13 protein-coding genes and 1 riboswitch are annotated in these 13401 nt (G+C 36.3%); of the genes, 10 read left to right on the top strand and 3 right to left on the bottom strand.

The genetic code is table 11. The features are described 5' to 3' along the window. Positions 1–3 precede the first annotated feature (3 nt). Positions 4–657: a metal ABC transporter ATP-binding protein gene (locus EDD71_RS08535; RefSeq protein WP_133628313.1), complete on the bottom strand. Its 654-nt coding sequence runs from the start codon at positions 655–657 to the stop codon at positions 4–6. A 137-nt stretch (positions 658–794) separates the two neighbouring features. Here EDD71_RS08535 and EDD71_RS08530 point away from each other — a divergent pair, with 137 nt between their 5' ends. Then, positions 795–1697: a metal ABC transporter substrate-binding protein gene (locus tag EDD71_RS08530; RefSeq protein ID WP_133628312.1), complete on the top strand. Its 903-nt coding sequence runs from the start codon at positions 795–797 to the stop codon at positions 1695–1697. Between the two features lie 139 nt (positions 1698–1836). Here the strand turns inward: EDD71_RS08530 and EDD71_RS08525 are convergent, their stop codons facing one another. Together EDD71_RS08525 and crcB are read right to left on the bottom strand one after the other, a co-directional pair. Then, entirely contained in the window at positions 1837–2274 is a 438-nt protein-coding gene (locus tag EDD71_RS08525; protein ID WP_166636409.1) for a Fur family transcriptional regulator, read from the bottom strand. A 72-nt stretch (positions 2275–2346) separates the two neighbouring features. Then, positions 2347–2712: a fluoride efflux transporter CrcB gene (crcB, locus tag EDD71_RS08520; RefSeq protein WP_133628310.1), complete on the bottom strand. Its 366-nt coding sequence runs from the start codon at positions 2710–2712 to the stop codon at positions 2347–2349. Between the two features lie 44 nt (positions 2713–2756). Further along, positions 2757–2817, bottom strand: a riboswitch (Fluoride riboswitch). Positions 2818–3389: 572 nt separating this feature from the next. Here crcB and EDD71_RS08515 point away from each other — a divergent pair. The 9 genes from EDD71_RS08515 to phaZ all read left to right on the top strand — a co-directional run bounded on the left by EDD71_RS08515 (position 3390) and on the right by phaZ (position 13368). Then, positions 3390–4703, top strand: coding sequence for a Fe-S-containing protein (locus EDD71_RS08515; protein ID WP_166636408.1), 1314 nt, complete (start codon positions 3390–3392; stop codon positions 4701–4703). Positions 4704–4755: 52 nt separating this feature from the next. Continuing rightward, positions 4756–6039: an ABC transporter permease gene (locus EDD71_RS08510; protein ID WP_133628308.1), complete on the top strand. Its 1284-nt coding sequence runs from the start codon at positions 4756–4758 to the stop codon at positions 6037–6039. A gap of 22 nt (positions 6040–6061) precedes the next feature. Continuing rightward, complete coding sequence (locus EDD71_RS08505; protein WP_133628307.1) at positions 6062–7333, top strand: ABC transporter permease; 1272 nt, start codon at positions 6062–6064, stop codon at positions 7331–7333. 1 nt (position 7334) lies between these two features. Then, a complete protein-coding gene (locus EDD71_RS08500) occupies positions 7335–8009 on the top strand; it encodes an ABC transporter ATP-binding protein (protein WP_133628306.1) in 675 nt (224 codons plus the stop codon). A gap of 287 nt (positions 8010–8296) precedes the next feature. Continuing rightward, positions 8297–10585, top strand: coding sequence for an EAL domain-containing protein (locus tag EDD71_RS08495; RefSeq protein WP_133628305.1), 2289 nt, complete (start codon positions 8297–8299; stop codon positions 10583–10585). Between the two features lie 211 nt (positions 10586–10796). Beyond that, positions 10797–10961 carry a hypothetical protein gene (locus tag EDD71_RS15305; RefSeq protein ID WP_166636405.1) on the top strand — a complete coding sequence of 55 codons (165 nt, stop codon included), beginning with the start codon at positions 10797–10799 and terminating at the stop codon, positions 10959–10961. Between the two features lie 266 nt (positions 10962–11227). Continuing rightward, entirely contained in the window at positions 11228–12037 is an 810-nt protein-coding gene (gene larE / locus EDD71_RS08490; RefSeq protein ID WP_133628304.1) for an ATP-dependent sacrificial sulfur transferase LarE, read from the top strand. Positions 12038–12055: 18 nt separating this feature from the next. Beyond that, complete coding sequence (locus tag EDD71_RS15300; protein WP_166636404.1) at positions 12056–12214, top strand: hypothetical protein; 159 nt, start codon at positions 12056–12058, stop codon at positions 12212–12214. Between the two features lie 260 nt (positions 12215–12474). Next, complete coding sequence (gene phaZ, locus EDD71_RS08485) at positions 12475–13368, top strand: intracellular short-chain-length polyhydroxyalkanoate depolymerase (protein WP_133628303.1); 894 nt, start codon at positions 12475–12477, stop codon at positions 13366–13368. Positions 13369–13401: the final 33 nt, after the last annotated feature.

Genomic DNA, 13401 nt, shown 5'->3' with positions numbered 1-13401 from the left:
GATTTATACCTCCTGGAGCATTGCTGTATATTCATCTACTGAAAATAGAATGCCTTTTCCATTTTCAATCTTAAATATATGTGTGGAATTTAAAAGAGCGGCATTTAAGTTGTGCTCAACTGAAATAACGGTAACCCCAAAGTCCTTGTTAAGCCCTTTTATTATGCTGTATATCTCCCTCTGGCTTTGAACATCAACTGCCGTGGAGGGTTCATCGAGGACCAAAAGTTCAGGCTGCCCCATAAGTGCCCTGGCTATGAATACCTTTTGAAGCTGTCCACCGGATAGATTTCCTATCAGTGAATTTTTATATTCCTTCATTCCTACCTTCTCTAAAATGCTGTCGTTTAATCTTAAACCCTTCATGCCTAGTGCTTTTCTGTGGACGTTTAGCATTTCAGATACGGTTATGGGAAATTGAGGATTAAACCCTTCAACCCTCTGGGGAATATAGCCTATTCTGTTTGTATATAATTTAATAGTACCTTTTAAAGGCTTTTTCTCCCCGAGTATTAGTTTTACAAGTGTGCTTTTTCCACATCCATTATCTCCAACTATTGAAACATAGCTTCCCTTTGGAACTTTTAGATTTATGTCGTTAAGAAGATAGGTGGAAGATCTATTATAAGAAAAATACAAGTTTTCAATTTCAAGCATGTGTTAACCTCCAGAAAATTGTTTGTGTAAAATGGCTATCCCAAATATATATAACCTGATTGACAAATATTAAATTCACATTTATTATATACCTAAATGCAAAATATTTGCAACTAAAATGCGGGGTGATTGATTTTATGCATAGAAAATTTGCTGCAATTATTGTTGCAATGATTATGATTGGAGTGTTGTCCTCATGCAGCAGCAATTCTAATAGTGGAAGCACAGATACCTCTGGAAAAATTAAGGTTATGGTGAGTATTAACCCACTAAAGGAGTTTGTAGAGGCAATTGGCAAGGACAAGGTTGAGGTTCAGATGATTGTACCAGAGGGAATGGAGCCCCATGATTTTGAACCGAGGGCGAAGGATATTGAAGCTATAGGAAATGCAAAGGTGTTTGTTTATAACGGACTCGGAATGGAGAACTGGGTGGATAGGGTGCTTGGTTCTATCGATAACAGGAAATTGATAGTTGTAGATTCCTCAAAGGGGGTAAGCCTCATTAAAGCCAGCGGAGATGAAGATCATGATGCATTTGATCCTCATATATGGCTTAGCCTTAAGGAAGCTAAAGTACAGGCTGGAAATATCAAAGATGCGCTTATAAAGGCGGATGGAGCAAACAGGGATTTTTATGAGAGCAACTACAATGCCTTTGCATCACAGCTTGACAGCCTCTACAACGAGTACAGGGAAAAATTTGATAAGGTTACCAATAAGAAGTTCGTAACAGGCCATGCAGCCTTCGCATACCTGTGCAGGGACTTTGGACTTGAACAAAACAGCGTTGAAAACGTATTTGCAGAGGGCGAGCCAAGTGCTAAAAAGCTCAAGGAACTTGTAGAATATGCTAAAAATAACAATGTTAAAACCATATTTTCGGAGTCTATGGCAAGCCCAAAGGTTTCAGAAACCCTTGCAAGGGAAATAGGAGCAAAGGTTGAAAAGATATATACAATAGAGAGCAGGGAGGACGGAAAGGATTATCTTGAGAGCATGAGGTACAATCTTGAAAAGATATATAACAGCTTGAAATAGCTAAGCGTGCTGGTGAATGAAATATATTTTATCGCAGCGCCTACCTGTAGATATTATCTACCTTTATTCCAATGGACTTTTCAGAGTAGCACAACGAGTTTAATTAATATATACTTATATAAATACAAAAGCGGAGGAATTATTTCTCCGCTTTTTTTGCACAATTTTTACAATATCCATATAATTCGATTTTATGGTCAGTTACTATGAAATCGCTGTTTGAAATAATGGAGCTTATGCTGTCCATGGGGCAAAAATCTATGACTCCGGTTTTGCCGCAGTTTTTGCATATTACATGGTGATGGTGACATTCATCACATATGAGCTGGTAATAGGACGATGTACCGTTTACCGTTGTTTTATGAACGATGTCAGTTTTTTCCATCATTTCAAGGTTTCTATATATGGTTGAAAGATTTGTTTGAGGATATTTTTCCTTCGATTTTAAAAATATTTCCTCAACGCTTAAAAATTGATCTCTATGTTCAAGGAGTACTTCTATTATGGCCTTCCTCTGGTTGGTAAGTTTAAATCCCTTTTCCTTGAATATCTTTTCTGCAGAATTAATGTTAACCATCATAAACACTCCTAACGTATCCTATTAACATTTTATAATATTATTAAGACATATTCAAGGATATCGAGGCGTTTATATGATTGCTTTCCCGAGCCACACCCCGAAAAGGCTTAAAAAAAGGTTTAAGAATATATTCAAAAGTCCGAGCAAATAGCTGCCATCAGAAAACATTTTTATGGTCTCATAACTGAAGGTTGAAAAGGTTGTAAGCCCTCCCATAATACCTGTTGTGAGAAAAAGCCTTAAATTCGAGGGGATTAGTTCAGTTATAAGGCTTAGTTCCATTATAAGCCCAATTAAAAAGCCTCCAGCCACGTTTACAATTAGAGTACCATATGGAAGATAATCTCCAAACCATTTCACGGAATTAGTGGATATTATATACCTGAGTGATGCTCCTATAAAGCCTCCAATGCCTACATAAAATATCTGCTGCAATTTCAATCCTCCTTCGTATATAAAATAAAACTCCTACTTTATGATATAAAGCAGGAGCCATCAGCACAATGGCAATTAAAGGTGAACTCCATCACCTCTTTATTTATTATAACATTATTATACAATATTATTTTAATAATAGATAGATTTTGAATAAACATCTAATAAATGCCCATCAAAAGAATTTCCTTATGCTCTATGCTTTGACAGAGGTTTAACATAGTTCGGAACGATTGGAACAAAATTATTAAAGAAGAATCAGTTGCACTTACAAAAAATTTTTATATAGAATAAGCAACATACATTAAAAACTGTATAAAAGACTTGCACTCCTTTAGGACGGGGCAGTGTTTTAGACATAAATAATTTTTTCACAAAAATGCTTGTATTGATTAAAGTTATCAATTATAATTATCTTTAGAATGATAGCATTTATCAATTATTCACTAAGTTTCTATAAATTACATTTATTATGATAAATTTTAGTTTCAAAAATATTAATCTCTACTAGTAGAGATTAATATTTTTGAAGGTTAGATGAGAATGAATGTCAATATATTTTAGAGGAGGGGTGTAAAGCTTAAGTAGAAGGGTAAATTTTTGATATATACTAAGCTTGATTGTTAAAAACAAACATAAATATTTAAGTAAATTTTATGAATGAAAGGATGAAAAATATGATAGAAGCTTTAGTTGTTACCTTAAGGGAAGGTATTGAAGCGGCATTGGTAGTTGGTATTATTGTTGCATATCTGAACAAAACCGAAAAATTTGAACTAAAAAAGCATGCTTATTTTGGTTTAGCTTTAGCCGTAGTTGCAAGCATTTTGGGTGCAGTAATTTTCAATTTAATAGGGTTTGATCCTGAAAATGAAGTATTAGAAGGGATTATGTTCTTTACAGCAGCGGTATTTGTAGGAAGCATGGTTATCTGGATGCAGAAAACTTCAAAGAATATAAAAAATGAGATGGAAGAGAAGCTACATAACATTGTAAATCAAAGCAGTGATAAAGATTTGAAAAAACAAGGTATAGGAATTTTAGCATTTACATTTTTTATGGTGTTTAGAGAAGGAATTGAAACTGTGCTATTTATGACAGCTTTAACTACTGAAAGTAATGCATTTTTGAGTTTTTTAGGAGGACTTGTCGGTATAGCCCTTTCTGTGCTATTTGCAGTATTCTTCATTAGAGGCAGTCTTAAAATCAATCTTTCAAGGTTCTTTAAAGTTACCAGCTGGATTTTAATGATACTTGTTGTAAGGCTCTTTGCAGGTGGACTTCATGAGTTTGGAGAGGTTGGAATTATACCTCTAGGTCAGCTTGCTATGAAAATAATTGGTTTAATAGTAAGGGATAACTCTACTGTAATAATTTCAATGATGCTTCTAACCCTTCCAATTGTAATGGTGCTGTTAGACAGTAAAAATACAAATATTGAAATAGAAGGAGTAAAAGAAGAAACAGGGGCAGAGAAAAGAAAGAGACTGGCTGAAATTCAAAGGGACAGGATGTGGAAGAAGGCAGTTATTGTGTCAGCCTTAGCTATAAATTTAATACTTGGATTCAATTTGTATTCCCAGGCTACAAGACCTGTATTCGACCCAAATCCACAGATGATTTCAGCGGTGAATGGAGAAATCAAAATTCCATTGGAGAGCCTTAAAGAAAATATAATGAGCAAGTATGCATATGAAGTTGATGGGGTAAATGTACGATTCATTCTGGTAAAAAGACCTGGAAATGCTGTTAGCAGTGGATTAGATGCATGTGACATATGTGGTGCAATAGGATACTTCCAGGAACAAGGTAACATAGATAATATAATCTGCAAAAATTGTAATGCACCTATACCTATGACAACAATAGGATATCCGGGTGGATGTAATCCAATCCCTATTAAAACTGAAGTTGTAAATAACAATATTGTTGTAAAAGTAGGGGATTTGGCAGCTTCCAAAAATGTATTTGCAGGGGGAGTGGTAAAATAACCTCCTCCCCATTATGCTGTTCATTGTTTATAAGTTATGAGGGGGTTGTTACATGTATAGAAGAATAATTTTGAAATCCTTTAAGATTCGAAGAAAACAAATAGCCTTAGCGGTTATAGCAGTTATAATGGGCGCCTCGCTTATTTCAGCTCTTGCAGGTGTATATTTAAACATAGAAGAAAAGGTGGGTAAAGAATTAAGTTCCTATGGAGCTAATATCATTGTTAAGCCAAAGGATGATGGTATCCAGCTGGAAATCGGAGGTGTTAATTATGGCTCCAATAAACAACAAAATTATTTAAGGGAAGACGAGCTTTATAAGATAAAAAAGATATTTTGGAAATACAATATTCTTGGATTTTCCCCTTCACTAAATACAGTAGTAAAGGCTGGTCCTAAGAATGAAAGTATAGTTTTAACTGGAACATGGTTTGAAAAGGAACTTGAAATCCCGGATGAAACATTTAAGACGACTAAGGCAGGTGTAAAAACCGTTTCTTCATGGTGGACGGTTGACGGTAAGTGGATAAATGATGAAGATAACAAGCCTGAGGCAATACTAGGCGCTGCCGCAGCAAAACAGCTAAAAAACAAAGTTGGGGATGTTATTAGAATCAGATACAACGGTAAAAGTATTGATTTAAAAGTTGTTGGTATCTTACATACAGGTGGAGAAGAGGAAAACCAGATATTTACCAATCTTTCTATTGTACAGGATTTAATGGGGCTTAAAGGAAAAATCTCTGAAATAAAAGTTAGTGCAGCGATTACGCCCGAAGATGAGTTTGCAAAACGAGATATAACTAAAATGACTAAGGAAGAATATGACCGCTGGTACTGTACACCTTATATAAGCTCCATTGCCCTTCAAATTGAGGAGGTAATCACAGGATCGGATGCACAGCCAATTGAACAAATAGCCAGTGCCCAGGGGAATTTTCTAAAGAAGATTAAGCTTATGATGATGCTCATAACCCTTGTAGCAGTTGCTGCTTCAGCTTTAGGAGTAATGACGGCAATGACCACAAGCATTCTGGAGAGAAGAAAGGAAATAGGTATCATAAAGGCTATAGGAGCTCAAACATCCCAAACGCTTGCCCTATTTATGACGGAGATAAGTGCTATAGGTATAATAGGTGGTGTGATAGGTTATGGTGCAGGAATTGGCTTGGCTCAGTTAATAGGTAATGCCGTATTTAATTCCAGGATTGTAGTAAATGTTATAGTATTTCCTTTAACTATTATCATTGCCATTGGAATTACCCTTATAGGCTGCCTCATACCAATTAGAAATGCACTTAAAATTGATCCTGTTATAGTATTAAGAGGTGAATAGGGAAAGGACGGTGAGACTTAGGATGCTGAAAAGAGTTGTTTTTAAATCAATTAAAAACAGAAAAAATAGAATTTTAGTTGCCGTACTTGCTGTTGTAATGGGAGCTTCAATGATCTCTATATTGCTAAATATTTCACTGGATTTAAATGGAAAGATGGCAAAGGAGTTAAGAGCATTTGGTGCTAATTTAGTAATTCTTCCGGATGAAAATAGAGAAACTAACTGGCAATTAATATCCATGGATGAAGTAAATGAGTTGAATAATTCGAACATATCGGCCAATATATATGGTTTTGCCCCCTATATCTACAGCGTAGGAAAGATTAAAGAGCAGAATGTTGTTATCGTTGGCGGTAACTATGAAAATATAAAAAAAATAAGCCCCTGGTGGAAAGTTGAAGGTAGTTGGAATGATGACAGCAGCAGCGAAAGCACTATTATGATAGGTGCAAAGGTTGCAGCTCAGTTGGGATATAGGATTGGTGACGATGTTGTTTTAAACATTAGAAAAGAATCTTATAAAAAGCAAACAGAAGTAAAAGATTCTAATCAGACACAGGTTGATGCAACAACTTCAGCATCTCAAAATGCCAATGGTGATGCATCAAAACGGTGGCCCCTTAATATACTGTCCGGGATAGATAATGGGGAATATGAACCAAAGAAGTTTAGGCTTGTTGGTATTGTAAGCACAGGAGGTTCTGAAGATAACCAGGTATTTATAAAGCTAAATGAGGCACAAAAGCTATTTAACAGAGAATCGCAGGTTAATTTAATTCAGGTCAGCGTACTTACCAACAAAAATCCTATTGATAAGGTTGCATCACAAATCGAAAAACAAATACCAGGAACCAGAGCTAGAGTCTTAAGCCAGATTTCCAAAGCTGAAGGAAATATTCAGGGTAAAATACTATTCTTAATGATTTTGGTAACTATTTTAACTTTAGTCGGCTCGGGTCTTAGTGTTATGAGCACTATGACGACTACAGTTTTAGAGAGAAGAAAAGAAGTGGGAATGATGAAAGCAATTGGAGCTGAAAATAAAAAAATTGCTGAAATCTTTTACCTGGAGGCAAGTGCAATAGGTTTAGCGGGTGGAGCAATTGGATATATTTTAGGTTTTTTAATGGCACAGGTAATTGGGAAGAGCGTATTTAATACATTTATAAGCTTCCACGTTACTGTGATACCCATTACTTTAATTATAACTGTTTTGCTTGTTTTAATTTCCAGCAAAATACCTGTAGGGCAAGCTATAAAGATCGATCCTGTAGTGACACTGAGGGGGGAATAACATGGATAAAAATGATATGATTGTAACAACGAACCTATCAAAATCCTATGATGACAAAACACATGTTTTGAAGGATTTAAACATTGTCATTAGAAAGGGCGAATGGGTAAATATAATGGGGCCGTCCGGATCGGGAAAAACAACCCTTTTAAATATTTTAAGCTGTCTGGATAGGCCAACTAATGGCTCAATAATTATCAATGGAACGGAAGTGACAAAACTATCTCAAAATGAAATGGCTAAATTTAGGAGAGAAAATATAGGTTTAGTTTTCCAGCAGTATCATTTAATACCTTATCTAACTGCCCTTGAAAATGTAATGCTTGCCCAGCATTTTCACAGCATGGTTGATGAAGAAGAAGCTAAAAAAGCCCTGGAGCTTGTAGGATTAGGGCATAGGCTTGAACATATTCCTGCACATCTATCCGGAGGAGAGCAGCAAAGGGTGAGCATCGCAAGGGCACTTATTAATCAACCTTCACTTATTCTTGCTGACGAGCCAACTGGGAACTTAGACAGGACAAACGGTAAAATTATCTTAGATTTGTTTAAGAAACTGCACAAAAATGGCCATACCATCGTAATTGTAACCCATGACCCCGAAATAGGAATGATGGGAGATAGGTTAATAAAACTTATGGATGGAAGAACTGTTGATGAGCGTGAAAGCGCATAACTTACAGTTATAGCAAATTGTACATAAATAGGGAGTCATATCACACTGGATATGGCTCTTTCTTTATAGTCAACCTATAAGTATAAAATTATCGACATCTTTGTAGAGCGAGGATAGATTATAATTTTTATGATTAAACTATCGAAATATGAAGGAATTAAATATTTTTTGTAGAACTATTATTTATGATTCTATTCACATAAATAGTTATTTTATGTATACTTACAAATTATGGAAAGGATATGGAGATATAAATCAATTGCGACTTTCAAATACGCTGACTTTATATGATGGCATTTGGGGGATTGGATTTTATGAAATACAACGTTAGGATTGCTGGTTTGTTAATAATGATTGGAATAGTTGTAATTTATTTTATCTTACGTATACACTTTTTTTATATACATCTAATGGCATTTGGAACATTGCTCTCTATCCTGATTTTTATAGCGTTCTGGTTGTTTATGGTCCGGCATGGTAAAGCAAAATTCCGTTTAAAAGAACCAGGCCTAAGGAAAAAGGAGATTTCTGAAGGTGAGAAATTGCATAGAAGTCTTATGGACATATTACCTCAACCAATAGTTATTTACAGGGAAGGAATAATAATTTATGCAAACCCTGCCTGCGTGGATGTTTTGGGGGCTGAAAAACCGGAAGAACTAATAGGAAGACATGTTTACGACTTTATTCATCCTGACTGTGCTGAAGTTGCCACCGCAAGGGTTCAGGAAGCACTGGAAGGAAAATATATAGGGATAAAGGATCAGAGGCTTGTCAGGGTTGACGGGAAGGAGATAGATGTTGAGATTGTATCTGTAAACGTAATATATGAGGGGCAAAAAGCCGTTATGAGTACATTCAATGATGTAACCGAAAGAAAATCTATGGAAAGGGCACTTAAGGAAAAGGAAAAATTCCTGTCGGACGTTTTTGATTCAATACAGGATGGAATTGCTGTTATTGACAGGAATTTTAAAATAATACGTACCAATAAAACGATGGATGAATGGTATAAGAAATGGCTCCCAATTGAAGAGAGGATTTGCCGCAGGGATGCATTTGGAGAGAACAAACAGATCTGCGCTGACTGCTCATCTGTTAAAACTATGAAACAGGGAACACCTCATACGACGATTTCAGAGTATACCTATCCATCGGGGGAGAAAAAATGGTTTGAAATATATGCATATCCTTTAAGGGACGATAAAGGAAATATAACAGGGGTAATACAGCAAATCCGCGATATTACCGGGAGAAAGAAGATTGAAGATAGGATAAATCAATTGGCACATTATGATGCTGTTACAGGTCTGCCAAACCGTAATATGATGAGAAGCAGCCTCAAAAAAGCCATAAGGGATGCTGCTAAAAAGGGTGAAAATGTAGGAGTAATATTTATAGACCTTGATAGATTTAAAATGATAAACGATACCCTGGGCCACATCTATGGGGATAGGGTCCTAAAGCTCATGGCACAAAGGCTGAGCTTCTGCGCAGAGGAGCCATACACCATATTCAGACATGGAGGGGACGAGTTTATAGTGATTCGTAAGGCAGTGGATAAGGAGGAGCTTAGATGCTGCGCGGAAAAGATCATAGATAAAATATCCCGTCCATTCGTAATGGATGGAAGGGAAATTTACATAACTCCCAGCATAGGTATAAGCATATATCCGTCCGATGGGGATGATGTGGATACACTGATTAAATATGCCGATTCGGCCATGTATCTTGCCAAGGAAAAGGGAAAAAACTGCTATCAATTTTATAACTCAAGCCTTAACGATCAAATAACTAGAAAAATGAACCTGGAGAGTGGACTTAGAAGGGCTATAAAAAACAACGAGTTTATACTATACTACCAGCCTCTGGTGGACCTTTCTACAGGGGATATAGTAGGAATGGAGGCCCTTATAAGATGGAAGCACCCGAAACTTGGAGTCGTACCGCCTTCTGAATTCATACCTTTAGCTGAGGAAACGGGTCTTATTATACCTATTGGAGAATGGGTTCTTAAAGCCGCATGTAAGCAAATCAAGGATTGGCATGATAAAGGATACCATCAAATGAGTATTGCAGTTAATATATCGGTACGTCAGCTTCAGAAAAAGGATTTTGTTAAAACTGTAAAGAAGGTGCTGCAGGAAACAGGGCTTGAAGCAAAGTATCTTGAACTGGAAATAACCGAGGGAATAATGCTTGATGTTGATGAACTTTTAACCATTTTAAATGAATTGAAGGAAGCTGGAATAAAAATATCCGTTGATGATTTTGGCATGGGCTATTCATCCCTAAGCGTATTAAAACATCTTCCTATAGATATCTTAAAGATAGATAAGTCCTTTGTAAATGGTATTGTAAATGATGAAAGAATATCAACCCTTGTCAAAACCATAATAGATATGGGCAGCAGCCTTAACTTCAGTACGATTGCTGAAGGAATAGAAACCAGAGAACAGGCTGATTTTTTAACGAGAAACAGGTGCAATATAGGACAGGGATATCTGTTCAGCAGGCCTTTACCAGCTAACGAAGCCGAAAAACAGCTTGAAGTTATAAAGAGGTATGGAGTATAAAAACCAATCTTTTAGAGAAAATATAATTTAGCTTGTTGTGCTAAATAAATTTACAGATCGATGCTGTGATAAAAAATATATTTCATTCACCAGCACGCTTATTAAAGAAGTTCTAAGGCTTGGAATTTGAAAAATGTGAATTTCATATGTTTTTATCTTTGCTTTGATGATAAAACTGGCACAACCCGTTAATTTAAGGAGGATTGGTACAATGGCAAGAAAAAGGATAGAATATACTCGACGTGAAGCAAGAAGAGAACAGTTTAAGAGCATATTTCCACTGGATGATGTAGATACTAACGCTGAATACTATGGAGATGATGACGATATATCAACTCAGATAATTACAAATTACAAATATGATCCCAATAGATAATAAAGCTTCAGGGAATTCACTAAATAAACCAGAGCTTTGAGTATGCCCTGGTTTATTTAGATGGAGGGATTAACCCATCAAAAACTTTAGCGCTTTAGCTATATATTAAACCTGCTATGTTAAGATTTTATGAAGAAACAAATTATTTTTGATAAAAAGTTGCATTATGGTGTAAAATGTTGAAATAAATCTTCATAAAATCCACACAATTTACTTTTAAGCTTAACATGAAAAGGTGTATAATAGATTTAAAAGGGGGAATACATATGAATTTAGACCAAAAACTTGAAAAACTAAAGAATATACTTAAAGATATGGAAAGCGTTGTTATTGGCTTCTCGGGAGGTGTTGACAGCACATTTCTTCTTAAGGTTGCCAAGGATACACTTGGGGATAAAGTGCTGGCGGTTACAGCATCATCCTCAACCTTTCCTGAAAGGGAGATGAGGGAGGCTATAAAATTTGCAAAGGAAATAAACGCTAATCATATGGTTATAGAATCTGAAGAACTTGAAATTGAAGGCTTCGCAAAGAACCCTGAAAACAGATGCTATTACTGCAAGAATGAGCTGTTTTCAAAGCTTACAGCTATAGCAAGGGAAAGGGGATACAATTTTGTATTAGACGGTTCTAATGGAGATGACACAGGGGACTATAGGCCGGGAATGAAGGCAGCCAGGGAGCTTGGCGTTAGAAGTCCCCTCATTGAGGCAGGACTTTCTAAAACTGATATAAGGGCATTATCCAGAGAAATGGGGCTTCCAACCTGGAACAAGCCATCCTTTGCCTGCCTGTCATCAAGGGTTCCATATGGGCAGGAGATAACAAGGGAAAAGCTCAACATGATAGATGCGGCCGAGCAATTCTTAATCGACCTTGGATTTAGACAGCTTAGAGTAAGGCATCATGGGGAAATCGCAAGAATTGAGGTGGCGCCACAGGAAAGGGAGAAATTCTTCTCGGCTGAAATTATGGACAAGGTTGCAGATAGATTAAAAGAGATAGGGTTTAATTATGTAACTTTGGATTTAAAGGGTTATAGAACTGGCAGCATGAACGAAGTGCTTAACAGATAGAGATTGAGGAGATGAACAATGTCCTACATAATCGGAGGAATTTTTATTGCTGCGGTCATTGCAGTTTATATAATGCTTTATAGAGGAAAGGTGAAGGGCAAAGCAGAAAACATTAGTGTAAGAGGATGCTGCGGAGGATACTGCAGGGATATAAAAAACAGCAATAAAGTTGAATAGCTTAGGGTAGGTGGTTTTATAGGCCATCTGCCTTTTATATTGAACTTAAATCAACCATCATTCCTTCAACAATACTTCTTTTTTTCAAATCCCAAGCCTTAGAATTTCTTTGCCAAGGGCATTGGTGAATGAAATATATTGTTTTATCGCAGCGTCTCTTAAAAAAAACTTGCATAAAAAGTTGCTATATCAAAAAAGCATCATAAGGCATAGAGTATATATTAGGAGCTTTTTATTAATAAATTGTGTAGGTGATATTTATGGGTAAGAATATTGTTTTTAAAACCCTTGAACTTTCAAACGGGGAAACTCTGGGTTACAGGGAAGCGGGGGAGGGGGATCGAACTCTTCTTTTAATTCACGGAAATATGAGTTCATCCTTAAACTGGGATATCTTTATGGAGAACATGCCTGAAAACTTCAGGATGTATGCAGTTGATCTCAGAGGATTTGGAGCTTCAACATATAATAAACCAATAGAAACCATAAAAGATTTATCAGACGACATAAAGCTCTTTGCAGATGCACTGGGACTTAAAGAAATAATTGCAGCGGGATGGTCGGCAGGTGGAACAGTTGCAATGCAGCTTGCATCTGATTATCCTGAACTCATAAAAAAGCTAATACTTATAGATTCAAGCAGCATAAAGGGCTATCCCGTATTTAAAAGAAACCTTCTAAACAGGCCAATGCAGGGGCAATATGTAAAAACAAAAGCTGAAATGACGAGGCTTCTTTCCTATCTTAAAAGCACATTTGAAAAGAAAAACGTGGCTGACATAAAAAAGATATGTGACTCGGAAATTTATACAATTAAAAAACCTGACGAATCAAGGTACGATAAATATGCCGAGGAAATTACAAAGCAAAGGAACATAGTAGATTTCAACTACGGCCTAAGCATTTTCAATATTTCACACGTGAATAACGGTGTTGTTAATGGAACTGGCGAAGTTGACAGGATAACTATGCCTGTGCTTGTTGTTCAGGGGGATAAGGATAAGCTTGTTACAATGGACATGGCAAGGGAGATTAAGGATGGAATAGGAGATAATGCTGAGCTTGTTATCTTAAAGGACAGTGGACATGTTCCCTTTGTCGATAACCCCGAAGACTTAATAAAGGCTGTTGTGGAGTTTATTTATAAAGAGTAGCTCTGCATGAAACAAAATTCACCACAATATTAT

The sequence above is a fragment of the Fonticella tunisiensis genome (assembly GCF_004364155.1).
Classification (GTDB): domain Bacteria; phylum Bacillota; class Clostridia; order Clostridiales; family Caloramatoraceae; genus Fonticella; species Fonticella tunisiensis.
This window is presented reverse-complemented; position numbering and strand designations above follow the sequence as displayed.

Bases quoted from the DNA above. Each gene is read 5' to 3' on its own strand.
- EDD71_RS08535 (WP_133628313.1), bottom strand. From the start codon at position 657: ATGCTTGAAATTGAAAACTTGTATTTTTCTTATAATAGATCTTCCACC.
- EDD71_RS08530 (WP_133628312.1), top strand. From the start codon at position 795: ATGCATAGAAAATTTGCTGCAATTATTGTTGCAATGATTATGATTGGA.
- EDD71_RS08525 (WP_166636409.1), bottom strand. From the start codon at position 2,274: ATGGTTAACATTAATTCTGCAGAAAAGATATTCAAGGAAAAGGGATTT.
- EDD71_RS08515 (WP_166636408.1), top strand. From the start codon at position 3,390: ATGATAGAAGCTTTAGTTGTTACCTTAAGGGAAGGTATTGAAGCGGCA.
- EDD71_RS08510 (WP_133628308.1), top strand. From the start codon at position 4,756: ATGTATAGAAGAATAATTTTGAAATCCTTTAAGATTCGAAGAAAACAA.
- EDD71_RS08505 (WP_133628307.1), top strand. From the start codon at position 6,062: ATGCTGAAAAGAGTTGTTTTTAAATCAATTAAAAACAGAAAAAATAGA.
- EDD71_RS08500 (WP_133628306.1), top strand. From the start codon at position 7,335: ATGGATAAAAATGATATGATTGTAACAACGAACCTATCAAAATCCTAT.
- EDD71_RS08495 (WP_133628305.1), top strand. From the start codon at position 8,297: ATGATGGCATTTGGGGGATTGGATTTTATGAAATACAACGTTAGGATT.
- EDD71_RS15305 (WP_166636405.1), top strand. From the start codon at position 10,797: ATGGCAAGAAAAAGGATAGAATATACTCGACGTGAAGCAAGAAGAGAA.
- larE (WP_133628304.1), top strand. From the start codon at position 11,228: ATGAATTTAGACCAAAAACTTGAAAAACTAAAGAATATACTTAAAGAT.
- EDD71_RS15300 (WP_166636404.1), top strand. From the start codon at position 12,056: ATGTCCTACATAATCGGAGGAATTTTTATTGCTGCGGTCATTGCAGTT.
- phaZ (WP_133628303.1), top strand. From the start codon at position 12,475: ATGGGTAAGAATATTGTTTTTAAAACCCTTGAACTTTCAAACGGGGAA.